Source organism: Enterobacter cloacae complex sp. SYL001, from assembly GCF_049237025.1.
Lineage (GTDB): Bacteria > Pseudomonadota > Gammaproteobacteria > Enterobacterales > Enterobacteriaceae > Enterobacter > Enterobacter intestinihominis.
In genome coordinates this window covers 340,201-360,895 of sequence record NZ_JBMKJI010000001.1, presented here as the reverse complement: position 1 = coordinate 360,895, position 20,695 = coordinate 340,201, and the positions used below count along the sequence as shown (strand labels likewise).

19 protein-coding genes are annotated in these 20,695 nt (G+C 53.7%); 6 read left to right on the top strand and 13 right to left on the bottom strand.

Features of this window, described 5'->3' with window-relative positions; all coding sequences use genetic code 11:
• Window positions 1–273: 273 nt before the first annotated feature.
• From ACOTZP_RS01645 to ACOTZP_RS01635, 3 genes are all read right to left on the bottom strand, one after another.
• Window positions 274–759 (bottom strand): GNAT family N-acetyltransferase, encoded by a 486-nt coding sequence (locus ACOTZP_RS01645; protein WP_063137753.1) that lies wholly within the window; start codon window positions 757–759, stop codon window positions 274–276.
• A complete protein-coding gene (locus tag ACOTZP_RS01640; RefSeq protein ID WP_003857131.1) occupies window positions 747–1,013 on the bottom strand; it encodes a DUF1778 domain-containing protein in 267 nt (88 codons plus the stop codon). Before ACOTZP_RS01640 ends, ACOTZP_RS01645 begins: the two co-directional genes overlap by 13 nt.
• 76 nt (window positions 1,014–1,089) lie before the next feature.
• On the bottom strand, window positions 1,090–1,995 hold the full coding sequence (locus ACOTZP_RS01635) for a LysR family transcriptional regulator (RefSeq protein ID WP_271074739.1): 906 nt from the start codon (window positions 1,993–1,995) through the stop codon (window positions 1,090–1,092).
• 129 nt (window positions 1,996–2,124) lie between these two features.
• On the opposite strand from ACOTZP_RS01635, the gene ACOTZP_RS01630 reads away from it, so the two are divergent.
• A complete protein-coding gene (locus ACOTZP_RS01630; RefSeq protein ID WP_271074738.1) occupies window positions 2,125–3,513 on the top strand; it encodes an MFS transporter in 1,389 nt (462 codons plus the stop codon).
• Here ACOTZP_RS01630 and ACOTZP_RS01625 read toward each other — a convergent pair.
• From ACOTZP_RS01625 to ACOTZP_RS01600, 6 genes are all read right to left on the bottom strand, one after another.
• The gene (locus tag ACOTZP_RS01625) at window positions 3,492–4,049 is read right to left on the bottom strand and encodes an OmpH family outer membrane protein (RefSeq protein WP_045622668.1); all 558 of its coding nucleotides are present in this window, start codon (window positions 4,047–4,049) and stop codon (window positions 3,492–3,494) included. The genes ACOTZP_RS01630 and ACOTZP_RS01625 overlap by 22 nt on opposite strands.
• Window positions 4,050–4,169: 120 nt before the next feature.
• Entirely contained in the window at window positions 4,170–5,306 is a 1,137-nt protein-coding gene (locus tag ACOTZP_RS01620) for a type 1 fimbrial protein (protein ID WP_271074737.1), read from the bottom strand.
• 23 nt (window positions 5,307–5,329) lie between these two features.
• The gene (locus tag ACOTZP_RS01615; RefSeq protein WP_022648146.1) at window positions 5,330–5,908 is read right to left on the bottom strand and encodes a fimbrial protein; all 579 of its coding nucleotides are present in this window, start codon (window positions 5,906–5,908) and stop codon (window positions 5,330–5,332) included.
• Window positions 5,908–8,490, bottom strand: coding sequence for a fimbria/pilus outer membrane usher protein (locus ACOTZP_RS01610; protein WP_271074736.1), 2,583 nt, complete (start codon window positions 8,488–8,490; stop codon window positions 5,908–5,910). Before ACOTZP_RS01610 ends, ACOTZP_RS01615 begins: the two co-directional genes overlap by 1 nt.
• A gap of 38 nt (window positions 8,491–8,528) precedes the next feature.
• A complete protein-coding gene (locus ACOTZP_RS01605; RefSeq protein WP_023300134.1) occupies window positions 8,529–9,212 on the bottom strand; it encodes a fimbria/pilus periplasmic chaperone in 684 nt (227 codons plus the stop codon).
• A gap of 44 nt (window positions 9,213–9,256) precedes the next feature.
• The gene (locus ACOTZP_RS01600; RefSeq protein ID WP_022648149.1) at window positions 9,257–9,784 is read right to left on the bottom strand and encodes a fimbrial protein; all 528 of its coding nucleotides are present in this window, start codon (window positions 9,782–9,784) and stop codon (window positions 9,257–9,259) included.
• 367 nt (window positions 9,785–10,151) lie between these two features.
• Here ACOTZP_RS01600 and ACOTZP_RS01595 point away from each other — a divergent pair, with 367 nt between their 5' ends.
• The 4 genes from ACOTZP_RS01595 to ACOTZP_RS01580 are packed head-to-tail and all read left to right on the top strand — an operon-like array spanning window position 10,152 to window position 15,129.
• On the top strand, window positions 10,152–10,763 hold the full coding sequence (locus ACOTZP_RS01595) for a fimbrial protein (protein WP_022648150.1): 612 nt from the start codon (window positions 10,152–10,154) through the stop codon (window positions 10,761–10,763).
• Between the two features lie 59 nt (window positions 10,764–10,822).
• Window positions 10,823–11,491, top strand: a complete 669-nt coding sequence (locus tag ACOTZP_RS01590; RefSeq protein ID WP_023300135.1) for a fimbrial biogenesis chaperone — start codon at window positions 10,823–10,825, stop codon at window positions 11,489–11,491.
• 44 nt (window positions 11,492–11,535) lie between these two features.
• Window positions 11,536–14,040: a fimbria/pilus outer membrane usher protein gene (locus ACOTZP_RS01585; RefSeq protein ID WP_271074735.1), complete on the top strand. Its 2,505-nt coding sequence runs from the start codon at window positions 11,536–11,538 to the stop codon at window positions 14,038–14,040.
• A gap of 15 nt (window positions 14,041–14,055) precedes the next feature.
• On the top strand, window positions 14,056–15,129 hold the full coding sequence (locus ACOTZP_RS01580) for a fimbrial protein (protein WP_271074734.1): 1,074 nt from the start codon (window positions 14,056–14,058) through the stop codon (window positions 15,127–15,129).
• Between the two features lie 3 nt (window positions 15,130–15,132).
• Here ACOTZP_RS01580 and ACOTZP_RS01575 read toward each other — a convergent pair whose 3' ends face one another.
• From ACOTZP_RS01575 to ACOTZP_RS01565, 3 genes are read right to left on the bottom strand one after another with little or no spacing between them, the layout of a single operon-like run.
• On the bottom strand, window positions 15,133–16,128 hold the full coding sequence (locus ACOTZP_RS01575) for a DUF2891 domain-containing protein (protein WP_271074733.1): 996 nt from the start codon (window positions 16,126–16,128) through the stop codon (window positions 15,133–15,135).
• Between the two features lie 9 nt (window positions 16,129–16,137).
• Window positions 16,138–17,124 carry a DUF979 domain-containing protein gene (locus ACOTZP_RS01570; protein ID WP_421633589.1) on the bottom strand — a complete coding sequence of 329 codons (987 nt, stop codon included), beginning with the start codon at window positions 17,122–17,124 and terminating at the stop codon, window positions 16,138–16,140.
• Window positions 17,121–17,843: a DUF969 domain-containing protein gene (locus ACOTZP_RS01565; protein WP_022648156.1), complete on the bottom strand. Its 723-nt coding sequence runs from the start codon at window positions 17,841–17,843 to the stop codon at window positions 17,121–17,123. Before ACOTZP_RS01565 ends, ACOTZP_RS01570 begins: the two co-directional genes overlap by 4 nt.
• Before the next feature lie 224 nt (window positions 17,844–18,067).
• Between ACOTZP_RS01565 and ACOTZP_RS01560 the strand changes: the two genes are divergently transcribed.
• Complete coding sequence (locus ACOTZP_RS01560) at window positions 18,068–18,616, top strand: winged helix DNA-binding protein (RefSeq protein ID WP_022648157.1); 549 nt, start codon at window positions 18,068–18,070, stop codon at window positions 18,614–18,616.
• On the opposite strand, the gene glgX is transcribed toward ACOTZP_RS01560, so the two are convergent.
• Window positions 18,613–20,688 carry a glycogen debranching protein GlgX gene (gene glgX / locus ACOTZP_RS01555; protein WP_271074732.1) on the bottom strand — a complete coding sequence of 692 codons (2,076 nt, stop codon included), beginning with the start codon at window positions 20,686–20,688 and terminating at the stop codon, window positions 18,613–18,615. The genes ACOTZP_RS01560 and glgX overlap by 4 nt on opposite strands.
• Window positions 20,689–20,695: the final 7 nt, after the last annotated feature.

The following is a 20,695-nucleotide window of genomic DNA, read 5'->3' as shown; positions in this document are numbered from 1 at the left end:
CTGAGTTAACGCTGCTATTATCTAAGTCTTAAGGTTGGAATCATAAATGTTAGTATTGTCATGCTTGGGCTTAGCGGCAGCTGTATCCTCTCTACCGCTTTCTATAGGATGCTGCTATTTACTTTGCATAACAGAGTCTGGCGCAAGCTTATTAGCCAGACGCGCTGAACATTCATTCCATAAAAATCCCGCCGCTACCGGCGGGATTTCTTCATGGGTTTTTATACCTGCGCAAACAGATAAGCTCATCGCATTTACCCCTTCCCTTTATCGCTACTGAGGAAGCCTGAGAAACAGTGTCCGTTCCTGAGTCTGCGATGCTTTAAAACCATGGTGGATATAAAACGCTTTGGCGTCCTCAGTGAGTGCATGAACCATGATCGCCCGCACCCCAATATTCTCTGCTACCCGATAACAGCGTAAAACCGCATCCTGGAGTAAATCGGCTCCCAACCCATTTCCGCGTATTGAGACATCGACAGCCAGACGGGCAAGAATAATCACAGGAATGGGATCCGGCATGTTACGCCGCAAATTACCTGTCGCTTCCGTATGGTTAACGCTGCCGGTAGCTAGAGAGTAAAATCCCGCGACCTGCTTTGTGCCCGTTTTACAAACGACAAACGTTCGGGCTGCGCCAAGCGCCTGGTTTTTCAGACCTCTTTGTTTTAACCATTCGTCAAGTACGGCCTCTCCACTGACGAACTCCGCCAGTTGATGGACGCTGGATAAGGGCTCTGGGGCGGTTACACGTCCCACTGAGGTTTCCTTGCCAGCAGTTTTTCTATGGCAGGATCGTCGGCGACCGGGGCATCAAGCATATCAATGAACTCTGCATACTGTTCATCGTTAAAATTGAATACACGCCGATCGAGGATCACATTTTCGGCTGCCTGACAGGCCATCTCCAGAATGAAGTCAGTACGTGATTTATGGAGGATCTCTGCGGCGGCATCGATAAGCGCCCGCTGGGATTCTTTGGCTCTAAGATTGAGTTGAACATCTGATTTCATGGGTATACCTCTTGTATAGCAATTGCTTTACAAGCATAGCACAAGCGGCGCGTATAGCAATCGCTATACAGGACCCTTAACTCTTCACTCTGCATATCGCGAGAATTTGCTCTCTCAGCCAGCGGTGCGCGGGATCGCGTTCCATTCTTGGGTGCCACATCTGTGATACCGTAATTTGACGGCTTTTGAACGGCAGCTCGAAAACGTGTACCTGGTCCGTTACCTGCTGATTGAGTAAATAGAGCGCGGGTATCATGGCGATAAGATCCGATGCCACCGCCACGGACAGCGCCGTCGGAAATCCCGGTACGACGCTCGCGATTTTACGTTTTGTTCCGAGTTCGGCCAGCGCATCGTCAACGGATCCGTGCAGTGCACCCTCGGGTGACGCTACCACATGGCCCCAGGCTACATAATCCTTCACCCCTATTTCTGCCTGCTTAGCCAGCGGATGCCCCTTACGCACGACGCCCACAAACCGATCCTCAAACAGTCGTTGCAGCCGTATTTCAGGCCCCATATTACTCTGGACGCCAATCTCCAGATCAACCAGCCCTTCCCGAAGATAGCGCGACGTTTTTTCCGGCTTAGGCGCAAAGCGTATACAGACGTCCGGCGCGGCGTCGGCCACAGCCGCTATAAGCGCAGGCCCAAACGCCACCACAAAACCATCGTTTGCCCTGATGGTAAAAAGTCGCGCCAGGCTTCGCGCGCTGAACGTTTCAGTTGAGGGCTTTAATACCGCCCTGGCCTCGTGCACTGCACGCCTGGCATGGTCCCGGGTCGCTTCGGCCCACGGGGTCAGTACCATGTTACGTCCGGCGCGCACCAGAATCGGGTCGCCAGTGACGTCGCGTAACCTGCTTAATGTCCGGCTCATTGCCGAGGTGCTGAGGTTCAGACGACGTGCCGCGCCTGCCACGCTCGCTTCGCTCAGCAATATGTCGAGTGCTATCAGCAAATTAAAATCGGGTTCGGACATCTCCTTCCTCCCTGCATATTCAGATAAGGCGTTTCATGCAACGATAAAGTGTAAATGGTGCGCCTTCCGCCCTGCAAAAGCCATCTTTATAGTTTTGTGATCCACACACTCTTCTCTAAGGACAACAAGATGATGCTTTTTTCCAGCCAACCCGGGGACGATGGACTGCCTGGTCCGACGCGCGCACGGGTGATGGCCGCGATAATGACCACCACGTTAATGGGCGTTTTTGATGGCACCATGATCAATATTGCCCTGCCCTCCATGGCTCAGGAGATGCAGGTGCCAGCCAGTTATGCCGTCTGGTTCGCCAACGGGTATCTGCTGGCGGCTGCAATGACGCTGGCGATATTCGCGGCGCTTGCGGCCCGCCTGGGTTATCGCCCCGTATTTCTGGCAGGCCTGACGACCTTTACCCTGACATCGCTGGGTTGCGCGCTGACGAAAACGCCCGAAGTGCTTATCGGTATGCGCGTGCTTCAGGGGATCGGCGGCGCAGCGACGCTGAGTATTGCTCCCGCGATACTGCGGTCCGTATTTCCCGGACGATTGCTTGGCCGCATTCTGGGTTTGCACGCCCTGCTCATCGCCTCCAGCTCCGCTATCGGCCCGGTATTGGGCGGTACGATCCTTCACACCCTGAGCTGGCAATGGCTTTTTGCGATAAACGTTCTTCCCGGCACCCTCGCCTTGCTGCTGGCGGTCAAATCGCTGCCGCGGGATGCGGTTCGAAAGCAAGCGCCCTTTGACACCCTGGGCGCCATATTGTCGGCGCTGCTGTTGGGTTCGACGATCGTGGCGGCGAACAGCCTCCAGGATGCTACGTATCACACAGGTAGTCTTTGCTGGACGGTTCTCGCTGCGCTGAGCGGCATGGCTTTTATCTGGCAGATCCGCCGCACGGATAACCCCTTACTGCCGCCAGCCATATTTAAAAATGAACGTTTTACCCTCGCGGCCTTAACGTCGATGATTGCTTTTGTCAGCCAGGGTATCACCTTTATTGCGCTACCCTTCCTGTTTCAGAGCGAATACGGCTACAGTCCGGTGATTTCTGCCCTGCTATTTACGCCGTGGCCGTTAGGGATCGTGCTGATTGCGCCGCATGCAGGCCGGTGGGCGGACACGATTTCAGCCCCGGTGATTTCAACCCTGGGGCTGATGATTTTTGTCGTCGGTTTGATTCTGCTGGCAACGTTACCCGCCAGCCCTTCGATGTGGGATATCTGCCTGCGAAACCTGGTTTGCGGGATGGGATTTGGCTGCTTTCAGAGTCCCAATAACCGGGAAATGCTCTCAAACGTTAGTCGTGACTATGCGAGCTATGCATCCGGTGTATTATCCATTATGCGCACGTTCGGGCAATGTCTGGGGGCCGCCGCTGTGGGCGTACTGCTGGCGACAAATGAGAGATCAATTCATGCTGCACTGTGGATCGCTGCGGCAGCTTCTGCGGTAGCGGTCATCGTCAGCGCGAGCCGGCTGCGTAAAATCACTCATCCTGCGGAAACAGGTTGAGCGAGCAAAAGCTCCCGGGTCGCATCTTCAAAATTAGGGCGCGGCCCGTACACCACTTTTACATGCTGTAATTCATTAATGATTTCATTACTGATGTCGTGACCATAATCCACTGTAGAGGCGCTATCTTTATTGAAAACGACCGAATAGTGATGATCTATTCTGTATTTTTCAACGGTATCAGATATGACTCGCTGGCTTATATGCCGCAGGCGACCCTGCTCTGCCCGCAGTTGCGTGTTTTTACTCATATCATCGATCGCTTTCATTTCACGGCGCAAGGGTTCTGGCAGAGCGTAATATTTTTTCTCAACTTCAAGCGCGGATTTTTTAGCTAATGCGAGAAGTATTTCGTTCTGCTTTTTTTCCTGTGCCAGTAACGGTGATTCACGCAGGATCCGCTTGTAAGAAATACATGCAACCCCTTTTTGTCCGGCGTGAGGCTTAAGGTGACCGTTAAAAGAATATAATCCTACAAGACACACAAAAATTAACAGAATGACTGAAAAGCGTGGCTCAGACCGTTTAGTAATCATTGTCAGTTCCACCGAATAAATAGGGTCGCAGAGGAAATGTACACGACAGAAACACATAACGGTAGCGCAGAGGTGTACAAAAATAAACCGCAGCGCTACCCCCTGTCATGATCAAAGGTATCAATTATATTTAAGGGTGATTGTCCCAGTGGCATTTGCTTGCCCTGGCGTGACAACGTCACTGGTTTTGTAATACCACGCTTTAAAACGTAAGGTTTCAGACTCTCCGGCCCCGCCTGTATTTGCCGGATCGCTATAGGTGGTTGCGGAGCCGATATCAGCAAGCGCGGTACCATCGGCACCAAGCCCACTGCCTTGTGATGCGGCTTTTACACGACTGGAATTAAAAGCTTGCACCTCCTGACCAATGGCCCAGTAGGTAAAACTGCGTAGCGCCGGTTGATAGGCTGATATCACGACCCCCACACCGGTCGCCGTCGTACCCGATTCAGACTGGTCTAAAGCAATCACTGAGCCATTATCATTGTCGCCCTCGGCAAGCGGCCCGTTGATGGTCATGGTCACGTTGGTGCCTGGCTGACAGCTCAGACCAACATCCTGTTCGGGTCCTTCCACCATCTTAAGATTATCAAACGCAGAGGTATCCACATCGCCCATATTAAACAGCAGGGAAGAAACGGATGCTGAGCATCCCATCGCATAGACTTCTATCTGCGTATTTGACAAATAGACTTCTGACGCATTATCACCGTTATCCGAACTGCTCTGCCCTTCACGAAATTCCACCGTCGCCAGTTTGCCGCTCTCAAGGGCCAGATTACCGCTCGGGATTGTACCCCCCGTCGCAATCAACTGCACACGATAGGCCGAGCCCGCCAGCGTATGGCTGCTCTCGCCATCGCCGGACTGCCATGAGTTATCAACCGCACGTTCATAATCATACGGACCGGCCTGGTTAAGCGTGTAGGTCTTAATGCCGATACCCGGTATCGTGGTCGGGTAGATATTATCTCCCACCGGCGACGCCGACGCTAAATGAGTCGGGTTATAATGAAATCCTACGTAATAATCCCTGCTACAGTTTTTAATCGTGACATCCCCATCCGTCCCGCTGATATATCCAGAATCGTATAACACTTCGCCAAAGGTATAATTTTTCGCACTGACCAACAGTTTCGAGGGTAATGGGATCGTCGTGACGGTAACATCATCGCCGTTATCCCGGTTACAGGCTGCATGACTTAATAGTGGGACTGTCCCCAGCAATAACACCAGATAATATAAATATTTTGACATGAAATTAGTCTGCTCACTTAAGCTCAGTTATAAACAACATTCAATGTAATCGCACTGCTGAATGCACCCGGTGTTGGGGTCCCATGTGGGGTATACATTCGGGCAGTAAAAGTCATCGCGCCGGTTTGGTTTTCGAGCGCAACCGGGTAGCTCACGCCGTTGGCCAGCGCGACACCGCTGATGGGATGTTCGTGGTCACGGATAAACAACTGAAGGCCGACATCGGTCGCGCCGCCTGCATCTGCCGCCACCTGATTGGCGTAAATGACAGAAGCATAAGCCGGATCTTCAGCGTAAGGTGCGCCTGTAAAGGTAACCGTTGCCTGGCTTAACCCTGCGGTGCAGCTGTCAAACGCGATGGTCACTGGCACATTTCCTGTGTTCCCCCCCGCTACGGCAAAGTCTTTCCAGTAATATTTCCCGAGGTCGACTGCCTCCGGTTTGGTGACGTTACATGAGCCATCAATAATGTTTCCGGTGACATGGAACTCAATATCATTGCGATCGGTGTACGCCATTGCCGGCGACACGCTCAGCATGAATACCATTCCCGGGCCGATGAGCGATTTAAGGCCGGAACGGAGAATAATGAAGCGTGACATTAATTTGCTCCCGATACGGGATGGCAAACCCCGTTGATGAATAAAATATCGGCCTCTGTTTTAGCGCCGGCAAGTGTGTAATCAACGGCGCACTGCTTGTTCGCCTTCTCCCCCCACTTAACAATTAACCGCCCTTTCCCGGCGAGCCCGACGAGATACACTTCCCCGCCGTCGCCAACAATACTGCTGCGCGTGTCATCCGACTCGCCGCTGGTTTGTGTTACTACTGCGCCAAACGGCACCGGTTTACCGTTGTAGGTCAGCGTCATCATCGCCTTTTGTCCAATCCAGGTGTTGTACTTCACGCGTACTACCGCCCCTTTGGTCGGCACCACGGTTTTGGCGATGTTATCAATGGCCGCGGAAGTATCGCTGGCATCCACTGTGTTGAGTGAGATCGAATTGCTGTGATACGGACGAACGTACGGCACAATGGCGTTACCGAAATAATCGGTATGAACGTTCGTCTGCCCGTTGATCGGCATACCGGAAACCCCCGGCGTTTCAACCAGCGCTACGCTATCGTTAAGCTGACGCGCCAGGGTGATACCGTCGCGATGCAGCACCATGCCCCCGCGCAGGCTGTAATTCACTCGTCGGCTGTAATCGTCGTAGCTATAGCCTGCGGACATATCGGCATAAGTACTTTGATAACCCACAGTGACATTGCCGTTAGTAGCTTCAGAATCGGCGTTATAGCCTTCTGAAACCTGCCAGTTCAGCTGGTTTTCCTGCATCGCGGTACCGGAAATTCCGATGTTGTGCGTGGTATCGCCGTTTTTACTACTGTTCATCGAATAGTTAGCCGAAACAGACCGGGCCGCTTCACTGTGGCTGAAGGCGCTGAACGGTACGCTCAGGTTAAACGAGAAGACGTTATCGTCGTCGTAGTTATCGGAATCGTTATTGTAACCGCCATTGACGTTTTTAGAGTGGGCATAGTTCAGCGAGTACGACACCGGTCCAAGCGTGCTGCTGAAGCCCAGGTTCATGGAGTCCGCATGTTCACTGTTCCAGTAAGAGGCGTCGTACATGCTCAGTGACAGGGTGCCGAAAGGCAACGTCTGTGAGATTGTCACATCAAAACGGTTTCGCTCCCGGCCATTATCAATAGTGCTATTGCCCGGATCCCAGTCATTGAGGAAGTCCTGAAACGAAAGATAATCCCGGGTTGAAAATTTATAACCGGCGACGGCAATATCGGTGTTGGTCTGCTGAAGCGTCTTACTGTAGCGCACGCGATACGACTGGCCGCTATGGTGTTCCTGTTGTCGCATGTTGTCCGGCTGCGGGATATCCGCCCACGACTGGGAAATATCAAATGAGAGCGCTCCGGCGCTGCCCATATTAAAACCAGTTCCGGCAATCAGGTTGGAATAATTGTCTTCCGCCTGAATATAGCCGCCGTAAAGCGTGATCCCTTTTCCGACGCCCCAGGCCGCTGATCCCTGAATAAAGTTAAAATCCTCTGCACGTGAACCCGACCCGTCCTGACGGGTTTTGCCCGCCACCAGGCCATACTGCACCTGACCTTCACGTTGCAATACCGGCAGCGTGGCGTAAGGCACAATAAAGCTACTTTGCGTACCGTCGGACTCTTTGATCACCACCTGTAAGTCGCCGGAGCTGCCGGTCGGATACATATCGCTGAATTCAAACGGCCCCGGCGGCACGGTAGCCTTATAAATGCTGTGACCGTTCTGGTATACCGTCACTTCGGCATTGCTGCGGGCTATACCGCGTATTACAGGGGCGAAGCCTTGCATGCTGTCCGGCTTCATATCGTTATCCGAGTACATCTGCACCCCGGTGAAACCGACGCTATCAAAAATGCCGCCGCGCGTGGTTCCTTGTCCCAGTACCAGCTGGCTTTTAAGAGATTTAATATCCCGTGAGGCGTAGGTATACACGGAATCCCAGTCATTTTCGGATTCGGAATGGGTATAGGTGGAATAGTTGCGAAAGCGCCAGGCGCCTACGTTCAGCCCCGGTTGCAGGCTAAGAAACTGATTACTGCTGTCGGTGCCGTTGCGTTGATGCAGATCCTGTTGACCTGAGACGCTGTAATTAAGTAAACCCGCCGTGATCCCTTCATCCCAGCGCTCCGGTGAAACATAACCCCTTGCGGTGTTAAATAAAGCAACCTGCGGCAGGATCAGGTCGAAACGCTGCTGCGCCAGATCGATTTTTTCGTCCGCGCCGGGGATGGCATACAGATCCACACATTCGCTGGCTTTTTCCTGTTCGCCAAAATAGTTATCGACACGAACGTTCCAGGCTTTCAGCTGAGTGACGTTTAAGCATGCCCCTGTGCGGTCTGACGTAGGGGCACTTTTCAATCGTCGAAAAGAGAGGGTTTTACTGTCTACCAGATTGCCGTTGATAAAAATGTCGACGTTATAGTCCCCGGGCGGCACCTCATCTTTGGCAAACAGACTGAGATCCATTGCTGGCACTTCTGCGCTGTCTGTTTCCAAAAGATGAGGGTTGAAATGTTCCTGCGCACGTGCGCTGAAAGAACTAAAGACAACACTGAGCCCGAGCCCTAAAGAAAGGACGTAGGTTTGTTTCACTTTTTCCATTGTAACCCTGTATCCGTGCGGGAGACTTACGGTGTCGATTAATATGAGGTGACTTTGTCCGGGCCTTTCACGCCATAATCATTAATAAGCGACCAGGTTACTTTGCCGTGAGGTGACATAACACCTTCAGAAATACTCAACCTGGAGAATGGCGCGACAAAATACTGTCCGCTTAACGCCTGGTGATTAATTTCAATTCGTGAGAAGTTCATATAAAAAGGTGTCGGGTTATTGACCTGTAAACCCTTCGCGGTCAGGTTCCACTTAAGCTTTTCCGCACTGGATTCTGGCGTCTGCCCCTGTAATGCTGCCGGACGGTAGATCAGCTTAATCTTTGAGTTGATTGCAATTTGCATCGTATTTTTACCTTCACTACCGTCGGTAGCGGGGATCCCTTTCACGTTCAGCCATAACAGCGATTCACGATCTTCCGGAACAGGTAAACCTGAACGCACAATACGAATTGACGCTTTTTTCCCGGCTTCCAGACGGAATAGCGGTGGCGTAATAATCATATTTTCTTTTTTTAACGGGCTGCCTTTAGCCGGGCTAATCCACGACTGTACCAGGTTAGTAACCTTGTCAGAGTTTTCAACGGACAAAGAGGCGGCCTGGCGGGAGCCGTCAAAAATAACCCGCGTACTCCCGGTAACAATACTGGCGGACGCGTTCAGGCTGGCGGCGCTGGCCACGCAAAAAATAACAGCGGCGATGGGTTTCATAATGCACTCACAAACTAAAAAGGAGGGTTTCCCCTCCTGCGGAATCAGTTATAACGGACGTTATAGGTAATAACAGCGTTAACATCGCCGGCAACGGCCTGCCCGGTGGCAATCATCTGCGCGGTATAGGTTTGACTCGCTGTGCCATCGGTGAAAGTAATAGGATCGTTATCTGCATTATTTTTGACGATGGTACCATTTGAGCCGCCCTGCTTGAGCTGAACGGCCACGTTGGTTGCCGCACCCAGCGTAGCAGTGTTTGCAAAATAGGATGGATCGGCTGCAACAGCATCAACAGGGCCTGAGAAGACAATATTTGCAGTCGTGCTGGTTGGGCAGTTATTCAGGTCGAACACAAACTGTTTTGGCGCGCCAAGGTCGCCTTTTGTAGCGAGGTCGGTTGCCGCCGTTGAGCCCAGATCAACGGTCGCATTTGCCGTGCCGCCATCAACGGCAATATCACAACCCTGATCGAGCACCGTTCCATTAAATGTGATAGTGTTAGAAGCCGTCGCCGCGCTCGCGCCACAGAAAGTCAGAATAAGCGTCGCACCAATTTTAGTCAGTTTCATTCGTTGATATCCCAATAGAAATAATAAATATCTTCATTTTTATTCCTGCCAGGACGAGACAATAACAAAGTAGCTCCACTGAGCTCACAATGAATAATGCACCGTTTGTGACAAGGCAAATATAAACCCTCAGGCAGGAATTAGATTCGCAACATCAATAAACGACATCAGCAAATCCGAAGTAAGGTTACAAGAAAGTTACGGAGTTTCGTAAAATAAAGTAATTTAATTTTAGACAACCTTTTGTTATGGCCTGGATTGGCATTTTGTTAGCATTCGCGCTGTTTTTTCTGAGCAATAACGCCACCGGCAGTGTTGCTAGCAGCATATCCAGACTGACATATTTGAGCGAATGAGAACAATAGGCATGATCAACAAAAAAAACATGATCGCATTAACCCTTTGTGGCCTGATGATGGCAAGTGGCAGTGCGCTGGCGGGCCTTCCTTCTGGTGACAGCGACAATAATATTAATACCAACCCAGAGAACGATGCGGGGACTCAGGGCACGGGCGGCGTAGTCCATTTTACCGGTAAGATTACCGATGCATCCTGTAATATCACCACCGACTCAGCAGGGCAAACCGTTGAATTAGGCACCTGGGCTGCAAGCTACTTTGCCACCCAAAAAGAGACCACGCGCACGCCTTTCCAGATCTCAGTTGAAGGTTGCCCGGATTCCGTTAAAACCGTTGCCGTGTTGTTTGATGGTAACAAAGATGCGAATGATAATACCCTGCTGGGTTTAAATTCTTCCGTGGACAGCGATGGCAATACGGCGACTGGCGTTGCCGTTAAACTCTATGAAAGCGACCGTAACACGCAGATTAAAATTGGTGATATTTCTCAGAGTATCGACCTTGCCGAAGGGGAAGATTCAAAAACACTCAATTTCTACGCCAATTATAATGCCACCACCGATGTCGTCAGCACCGGAGAAGCCGACGCAGATGCCAATTTCCTGATGGTTTATAACTGATCGACTGATGATAAGCAGAGCTTTCTCTGCTTATCTTTTACCTCTACGGGGATCTGAAAATGAAGAAACTCACCGCGGCCCTGTTCTTTTATTCGCTCGGCATGAGTCTGTCAGCACACGCGGGGGTTGTGATGGGCGGTACGCGTGTTGTGTACCTTGAGGGGCAAAGAGAAGTGGCATTTTCCATTACCAATATGGAAAAAGAAACCCCTTATCTTATTCAGTCGTGGATTGAAAATATTGACAGTAAGAATAAAACCGCTCCGCCCTTTATCGTGACGCCTACGTTATTTCGTTTAGATGCGGAACAGAAAAACTCGCTGCGCATCAATTATCTTGGAACGCCATTACCCACTGACCGGGAATCTGTTTTTTGGCTTAACATCAAAAATATTGCCCCGAGCAAAAAAGCAAACAGCAACAAATTGCAGATTAACGTGAAGTCAAAATTCAAGTTATTTTTCCGTCCCGCAGGGTTGAAAGGCAATGCCGAACTTGCCTACAAAAAATTAAAATTTACCTGTCGTAATAATACGCTTAGCGCACACAACCCCTCGCCCTGGTTTGTATCGTTTTACAAGGTCAGCGTTGGGAACACCGACGTTGAAATGCCGGGAATGATTGACCCCTTCTCCGATCGTCAATGGCACATTCCCTGCTCGGGGACCATTCGCTGGCAGGCGATCAACGATTACGGCGGGCTGACGAGAGTCGCCACGCAATCCTGACGCTGTGACAACACGCCTTTGGCGAATGTAGCCAACGACCGCACATGCATTCTCTCGTCCCACGCAATTTACCCCGCATTTATACGCTCGCGATGCTTGCGGGTGCGGTCACGTCTGGCATTCATGTGCGCCGGGCACAGGCCGATGAGTACTTCGATCCTCAGGCGCTGGAGATCACCGCAGATCAGCAGCAGGCTAGCGACTTAAGCTATTTTTCCCGACAAGGCGGTCAGCAGCCGGGACGTTATCGTGTCGCGGTTGTTGTTAACCAGACGCAGCGGGATGAGCGCGAAATTGCATTCGTTGATACGGGGGGAACGCTCTCACCGGTCCTCAACCTGGCGTACCTCAAGAGACTTGGGATAAACATCGCGGCCTTCTCTTCGTTCGATGCGCTGCATGACGAGGAGACATTTACGGACATCGGCAAATATATTCCCGATGCGTCGACGCATTTTGACTTCACCCATCATCGGCTGGTTTTCAGCATTCCTCAGGCAGCCATGTTGCAAAAAAGTGCCGATTATATTCCTCCCGAACAGTGGGACGACGGCATCCCCGCTGCTTTTGTCGATTACAATCTTACGGGCTCGACAACCAACATCGACAATTTTCATGACAACAGCAGCTATCTGAGCCTGCGATCCGGTATCAACCTGGGGGCGTGGCGTTTACGCAATTACGCCACGTTTGAATATGGTAATACCCATCACTGGCAGTCTCAGGGAACATCACTCCAGCGGGCCATTACGCCGCTGAAGAGCGCGTTAACAATAGGGAATGCCTACACGTCTGGCGAGGTTTTTGAGAGTTTTCAGTTTACGGGGCTTCAGCTTGCCTCGGATGAGAATATGCTGCCGGACAGCCAGCGCGGTTTCGCGCCCACGATCCGCGGGGTCGCTCACAGCAATGCCCGCGTCAGCGTTCGCCAGCACGGTTACACCATCTATGAAACCTATGTTGCGCCTGGCGCATTTGTCATTAGCGATCTCTTCCCCACTTCGCAAAGCGGCGATCTTGAGATCACGGTCCATGAAAGTGACGGCAGCGAACGCACGTTCACCCAACCCTACTCCTCGGTGGCCTTCATGCTACGGGAGAAACGACTGAAATTCAGCGCCAGCGCCGGACGGTATAACAGCCCTGACGCCGAGGGCGACACCCCGCCGTTTGTTCAGGCCTCCGCCTTTTACGGATTGTCTTCAAGCCTGACGCTGTACGGCGGAGCGGAGCTTTCCGGCCACTATCAGGCTCTCGCGCTGGGATTAGGTAAAGATTTTGGCCGGTTTGGGGCACTGGGTGTGGACACCGTTGCGGCGAAAGCACACCTCAGTGATGACAGGCTGGCCCTCGGGCAGCAAATACGCGCTCAGTACCAAAAAAATCTCGCTGAAACGAACACGTCGCTCACCCTTTCGACCAGCCATTACACGACGCATGACTTTTACAGTTTCAGTGAAGCAAATGATGACAGCGATCCAGACCAGCACGTGCATAACCGGCGTAACCGCACGCAGTTCAGTTTGACGCAGGATCTCGGTGCGCTGGGCAATATCAGCGCATCCTTTTACCGTCAGGATTACTGGAACGCCTCGGCGGTCGATCAAACCGTCCATCTTGGCTATTACGCTAACTACAAAGGGGTGTCGTTGAGTGTTGGGTATTATCTCACCCGCTCAAGCGCTGATGATAGCGACAACGAACGGGCGATAAACCTTAGCATCAGCGTCCCACTCAGCCGCTGGTTACCCGGCGCAACAACCAGCTACAGCCTCAACAATAACCTTGATGGCCATACTACCCGGCAGGTTTCGCTGTATGGTACGGCGCTGGCCCACGATCGCCTGAACTATAACCTCCAGCAGGGCTTCGACAACCAGGCCAATACCGCGAACAGCAACCTTGCGCTGGCTTATCACGGCGGTTATGGCAGCGCCAGTCTCGGGTACAGCCACGATCGCTATAGCAACCGCGTGAACTACGGCGCGGCAGGCGGCATTGTGGCAACACAGTATGGGGTGACGTTGAGCCAAAGCCTTGGGGATACCCTGGCGCTGATCCGCGCTGACGAGGCGTCGGACGTTCAGGTTGAAGGAGCGACCAATGTTCACACCGACTCCCGAGGTTATGCCGTGATGCCAACCTTATCGGCGTATCACAAAAACACCATTTCGCTGGATACCGAAACGCTGGCAGAAAATGTCGATCTGGACCAGAACAGCAGAACGATTGTGCCGACCAGCGGCGCGGTCGTCCTGGCGAATTACCATACCCACGTGGGCATCAGAACGCTCATCACCCTTACGGCACACGGGCGCCCGCTTCCATTTGGCGCCAGCGCGTATGTCTCGAACGGGACGTCTGCGAAATCAAGCGTCGGCATCGTTGGCGAAGCAGGACAGGTCTATCTCAGCGGCGTGCCGCTACGCGGGACCTTGCATGCCAGCTGGCGGCAGAAAGGCCAGGATATGCGCTGTAGCGCCCCATTACGCCTTCCGGATACCGCTGGCCGCACTCCGGTCACGCTTCTGAAGCTTCAGTGCCAATAACTTACTGAGATATCTGTGAACAATATCAACCGTTTAATCAATCTCCTGATGCTCGCTTTTTTGCTGATTCACGCTACGGCAAGGGCGTCTCAGACCTGCCCGCCGACCATGGGCGATGCGGTCATTAACTTTCAAAACTACTCGATCACTGATAACCCCTCGATCCCTCCGGGGTCGATGCTTTCAGGCGCTATCCTGGGCCAGGAAAACCGCTCGTTTTATAACTGTCCTGAGGGAACCGGCCCGGTAACGATGCGCTTTGTGGCCAATAATGCCTTAACCGTAGCGCCCGTCAGCGGCGTGGCGCCGAACGGTACGGGCGCCCCGGCCTCCGTTTATGACGTGCCAGATATTCCCGGCGTCGGGTTTGCGGTGGGCGTTCGCGAAACCACGCACTGTGCAGCTGAACCCGTGCATTACATCGCCTCGGGGGATGACAGCGTTGCGATTTGCAGCACAAACGATCCCTCGCAAATGGCGACCCAGTTCTTCGTCGTGTTTTATAAAACCGCGCAGGAGATTGTCTATGAACAGCCGAACAGCGGGCAAATTCGCGCAGGAACGCTGATTCTGGAGGATGCTAACGGCGCGGTGATATCTGAAGCTGGCGTGACGGTGGAAGTCGCTGCCGCCGACCTGAAAGTGCATAAATCGAGCTGTTATATCTCGGATAACAACATCACCGTCAATATGGGACAAAGTAGCGTAAGCGATCTCAACAAAGGAATGGATGGGGATAAACACCGCTTCATCATCCCTCTGGTCTGTGACGCATCCCAAACGGCAGCGGTGAAGATCGGGTTCTTTGGTCCGACTGAAAAAGACGCGCAGAATCACGATGTGCTGGCGCTAAGTCAACAGGAGAGCGCCGCTACCGGCGTGGGGATCCGCATTCTGTATGGCGATAACTACGGTGCCGCCAGAGGCACAACCGTTCCTCTCAACAGCACCGGTGTCGAACCTTTTGCCAACGCTGCCCGGCAGACCGCGTTTTCCCTGGATTACGACGCACAATATGTGCGCACCGAAACCCAGGCCACCGCGGGGCTGGCAGACAGCCTGGCAACATTTAGTCTGATATACAACTAAGCGCTACTCCAGTGCCAGCAGCGCAAAACTCGCCAGCCAGTGCCCGCCGCTGTAGTGACTGCCGACAACATGCTCCACGCTCGCCGAGAGATGGCGCGCAACGGCATCGCGTAATGGCTTCCGGGTGTGATGATTTTCCGGCAGGGCGCGGGCAATGTGCTTCATACACCAGGCACGGCTGAGGTTGAGACCGTCCAGATGCGCGATTTTCGGGTCGGTGCGATCGCTCACCTCAGCCGGGTTCATGAGCGCAGAAACGGCGCCCACTTCAGGCAGAAACGCATCGAACCAGGCCGGGAAATCCTCCACCACCTTACTCATCAGCAGGGCCTCGGTCAGCGCTCCGGAGATATACTCGTCGCCACCCGGCTCATAATGCGCAGGATACTGCGTGTCCGCGAGGTAAAACCGCGTTGCCGCGTCCAGGATGGCGCGCTCAAGCGTGTCATCGTTCACCGCCCGGGCATAATCCAGCCCCAGCGCGAGCGCAAACGCCGTGTTGTAGTGCGTCCCGACGCGGATCGGATAGGTAAGCTTGCTGAGGTAATCCACCAGCCGCTGGCGAATATCCCGCGTTAACGGTTGCAGCGTCTGGTACCAGCGCTCCGCCTGCGGCAGTGACGATTGTTTCAGCTCCTGGGCCAGCGCCAGCAGCCAGCCGTAGCCATAAGGTCGCTCAAACGACGCGCGGAACGGCGCGGTAAAATAGGCCAGCTCCTTCGCCACCTTCTCGTCGGTCAGGTGTTCTTCGAAGAGAGTGATGATCTCTTCCCGACACGGCAGTTCGGGCCAGAGACGCAGGCAGCGCAGCAGCAGCCAGTAGCCGTGCACCGCAGAGTGCCAGTCAAAACAGCCGTAAAAGATCGGGTGCAGCTCGCGAGGCGGCAGAACGTCGCCGTCATCGTTGAGCAGATGCATAATGTGGTTCGGATATTCCTGACGTAAATAGGTCAACGGCATTCTGGCGAAGGCGTCAGCCTGATGTTGCGTTAATTCCATTGCAGCTCCTTAGCGAAACACGAGGAAATACATTAAGAACACGTTCACCACCAGCAAGGTTAACGCGGTCGGGATCTGGATCTTGATAACCTGATATTTGTCTTTTAGCTCCAGCAGCGCGGCGGGCACGATGTTGAAGTTGGCGGCCATCGGGGTCATCAGCGTGCCGCAATAGCCTGCGTACATGCCGATAGCCAGCAATGGTGCCGGGTTACCGTGATGGACGTTAATCAGGAATGGCAGAGCGATACCGGCGCTTAACACCGGGAAGGCAGCGAAGGCGTTGCCCATAATCATGGTAAACAGCGCCATCCCCACGCAATAAATGACCACCAGCATGAAGCGGCTGTCCGGGTTCACAAACAGGCTGACCACCTTTTGTACCGATTCGCCGGTATTCGCCACCACAAACACCCCGCCGAGCATGGCGAGCATCTGCGGCAGGATCACCGCCCAGCCAATGGTATCGACCAGCCGACGCGACTGACGAACCGCATGCAGCGGCGTACCTTTTGTCAGCCACCAGCCGGTGAGGATAGCTGCCACACAGGCCACGCACAGCGCCGCCAGCGTAAGCTGCTTCTGGTCTAGCAGATAGACACCGCCAATCGACACGCCTTTCAGAAACAGCGTCCCGATGACCGTCACCACCGGGATCATCAGCGCGGGCAAGAATAGCCAGTTTTTCAGCCGGTGTGATGAGGTAACCTGCTCCTCCTCGGTGGACATTTTATAATGCCCCTTCCCGACCAGCCCGAAACCGGCCAGTAGCGCAATCACGATAACGGCGCCGCCAATAATGCGATACGCCAGCGACTTACCCAGCTCCTGCACCATCAGATCGCCAAACAGGAAGATCCCGCCAAACAGAAACCAGAACAGCGCGGTGGTATAGCGTTTCGGGTTAGCGCGATCGCGAAGGGTCATCACAACCAGCAGCATCACGACAAAGCCGATCAGGTAGTACACGCGGTTAATGGTGATAAGGGTCATCATGGTGCGATCTCCTGCGTACCCTGCTCTGCTCTCCAGGCCATCACGTCGCGACGAATGCTGGCGTCGAGGCGCAGCAGACGCGTCATATGGATGATCAGTGCCGCAATAGCGGTCGGAATGGCCCACAGGCCGATATGCAGCGGTTCGATCCCCTCGATCCCGTTCTCTTTCAGGAACGCATCAATCAGCAGTACCGCGCCAAAGGCGATAAAGATATCTTCCCCAAAGAAAACCGCGATATTGTCACAGGCGGCGGCATGGGCTTTGATTTTGTCGCGGATAGTCTGCGGCAGTTCGCCGTATTCATTCAGGGCCGCCCCTTCGGCCATCGGCGCCAGCAGAGGACGCACCGTTTGTGCGTGGCCGCCAAGCGACATCAGGCCCAGCGCAGCCGTCCCTTCGCGGGCAACAAAGTAGAGCATCAGGATACGCGCCGAGGTGGCGCTGGCGATCTTCGCGACCCAGGCCTGGGCGCGCTCTTTCAGCCCGTAATACTCCAGCAGGCCAATCACCGGCAGGATCAGAATGAAAGTAGCGAGCGATCGGCTATTCACAAACTTTTCGCCAAAGGTTTCCAGCAGCATACCGAAATCCATGCCAACCAGCAGGCCCGTTGCCAGCCCCGCCACCACGACAACCAGCAGCGGGTTGAAACGCAGTGCAAAACCAATAACCACCACCGGAATCCCGATAAGTGGCAACAGTGTAGAACTGTCCATAAACGTTACCCTATCCAAAGTGAGCGTTGCGCGCCGACGGCTATTTTTTATACTTCGCAGCAGAGCGAAGCCGGTGCATTACGGCGCGCGATGTTGTGTGTTGCGTGAGGCTCCACAGAACCTGCACTAAAAAGCTATATCTGAACGTCAAAAACATGTAAACAATTTATCAATAAAATGTTCTTATTTTATCGACGGGTTTACATTCTGGAGAAAGGATCGGTATGACGACAAAGAAAACGAAAACAGCGTTAAACCACGACGATATTGCGGACGGGCGTATCGTCTCCTCCCGCCATCTCGTCTCAGAGCGGTGTGCTGAATTATCAGAGCTGGAATATGCGCTGATCATGACCAGCAATGCGTTTAACAAATGGATGGTACGCTGCATGACCGCAGCAGGGGAACCGGATATGGGCGCTTTCGACGTCTCGCTTCTGCACCACGTAAACCACCGCAACCGCAAGAAAAAGCTGGCCGACATCTGCTTTGTGCTGAACGTGGAAGATACCCACGTGGTGACGTATGCGCTGAAAAAGCTGGTAAAGGCGGGTTACGTCACCAGTGAAAAAGCGGGGAAAGAGCTCTTTTTCTCGACGACGGAGGAAGGCAAAGCGCTGTGCATGAAGTACCGGGAGGTACGGGAAGCCTGCCTGATCAACATTCATGCGGAAAGCGGCATTCCGGGCGCGTCGATTGGCGAGACCGCGCAATTACTCCGCGCGATCTCCTCCCTGTATGATACCGCCGCACGCGCGGCGGCCTCGCTTTAAGGACGGCGGAAAAGCGTTATGCTCCGCCCGGCCAGTTCATAATCGACGGATTCCGTGATGATTTCCCCTGTAGGGGCATCATCCGCCGTCGAAAGCTCCAGCACCCAGCCCCCTTCGCCAAACTGCGGGATCTGGAATGGCACCGTGCCTTCAAACGGGTTAAACAGCATCAGCACGTCGTGCCAGATGCCCTCTTCCTGCTCAAGATCCGGACGGCTGATGGCAAGACCAAGGGTGGAACCCTCGTCCCACTGCTCAGACTGCTGCGGTCCGCCACCAGCGTTAAACCAGCGGATCTCAAGCCCGTCGCGCCAGTTTGCACGGCGCAGCAGCGGCTGCTCAGCGCGCAGAGCAATCAACCGACGGGTAAAGTCGCGCAGCTTCTCGTCGTTTTCAGAGAGTCCTTCCCAGTTTATCCAGGAGATCTCGCTGTCCTGGCAATAGCCGTTATTATTGCCCTTTTGCGTCCGGCCAAACTCATCACCTGCCAGCAGCATCGGCGTGCCGTGGGAGAAGAAGAGCGTGGTGAGGAAGTTGCGCTTTTGCCGCTCGCGGGTGGCGATAATATCCGGATTCTTCGTCGGCCCTTCTTCACCGTAGTTATACGACCGGTTATCGTTATGTCCGTCGTTATTATCTTCCCCGTTATCGGCGTTATGCTTCTCGTTGTAAGATACCAGGTCGTTCAGCGTAAAGCCGTCATGCGCGGTGATAAAATTGACGCTGGCCCACGGACGACGTCCGCGCAGATCGTACAAATCACCGGACCCTAACAGACGGGCGGCAAAATCGTTAGAAACGTTATCTCCCTTCCAGTATTCACGTACCGTGTCGCGGTATTTGTCGTTCCACTCGCCCCAGCCTGGCGGGAAGCCCCCCACCTGATATCCCCCTGGGCCGATATCCCACGGTTCACCGATAAGCTTCAGCTTCGACAGCACCGGATCCTGGGTCACGGCATCAAAGAAGCCGCCGCGCGGGTCAAATCCCTCCGGCTCGCGTCCGAGAATGGTTCCGAGGTCAAAGCGGAAACCGTCAATCTGCATCGATTCCGCCCAGTAACGCAGGGAGTCCATGACCATCTGCAACACGCGCGGGTGCGAGGTGTTAACGGTGTTCCCGGTGCCGGTGTCGTTGATGTAATACCGGTGCTGATCCGGCATGGTGCGGTAATAGCAGAAGTTATCAATCCCCTTAAACGACAGGGTTGGCCCCAGCTCGTTGCCCTCCGCCGTGTGGTTATAGACCACGTCGAGGATCACCTCGATGCCCGCGTCATGATAAGCACGCACCATGTCGCGGAAACCCTGGATCCCCGCCGGGCCGTAATAGCGGGACGCTGGCGCAAAGAAACCGAGCGAGTTATAGCCCCAGAAGTTTTTCAGGCCGCGATCGAGCAGGTGCTGATCGTCAGGGAACCAGTGAACCGGTAGCAGCTCGACCGAGGTAATGCCGAGGCTTTTGATGTACTCCACCGAGGCTTTATGCCCCATCCCCTCAAACGTACCGCGCAGTTCAGGCGGAATAGCCGGGTTAAGCTGGGTAAAGCCTTTTACGTGGCTTTCATAGACCACGGTATGCGGCCACGGGATATCGGGCCGGCGTGAGTCCTGCCAGTCAACGGCATTGGGGTCGATGACCTTACATTTGGGCGTAAACGGCGCGCTGTCTCGCGTGTCAAAACTGAGATCCAGCTCGTCGTGTCCCAGCTCATAGCCGAAGTGGGCATCGTTCCACTCAATTTCACCTACCAGTTCACGGGCATAGGGGTCAATAAGCAGCTTATTGGGGTTGAAGCGGTGACCGTTCTCCGGATCGTAGGGGCCGTAAACGCGGTAGCCATACAGCGCCCCCGGTTTCAGGTCCGGCACATAGCCGTGCCAGACCTCATGGGTATATTCCGGCAGTTCAAGACGGGCGATTTCTGTTTTTCCCGAAGGATCAAACAGACACAGCTCCACCCGCTCCGCGTGGGCGGAAAACAGGGCGAAGTTCACCCCTTTTCCGTCATAATTTGCGCCCAACTGTTGGCCATGACCGGCCCGAATTTCAAACGTTGTATCCTTTGGCATTTTTGTT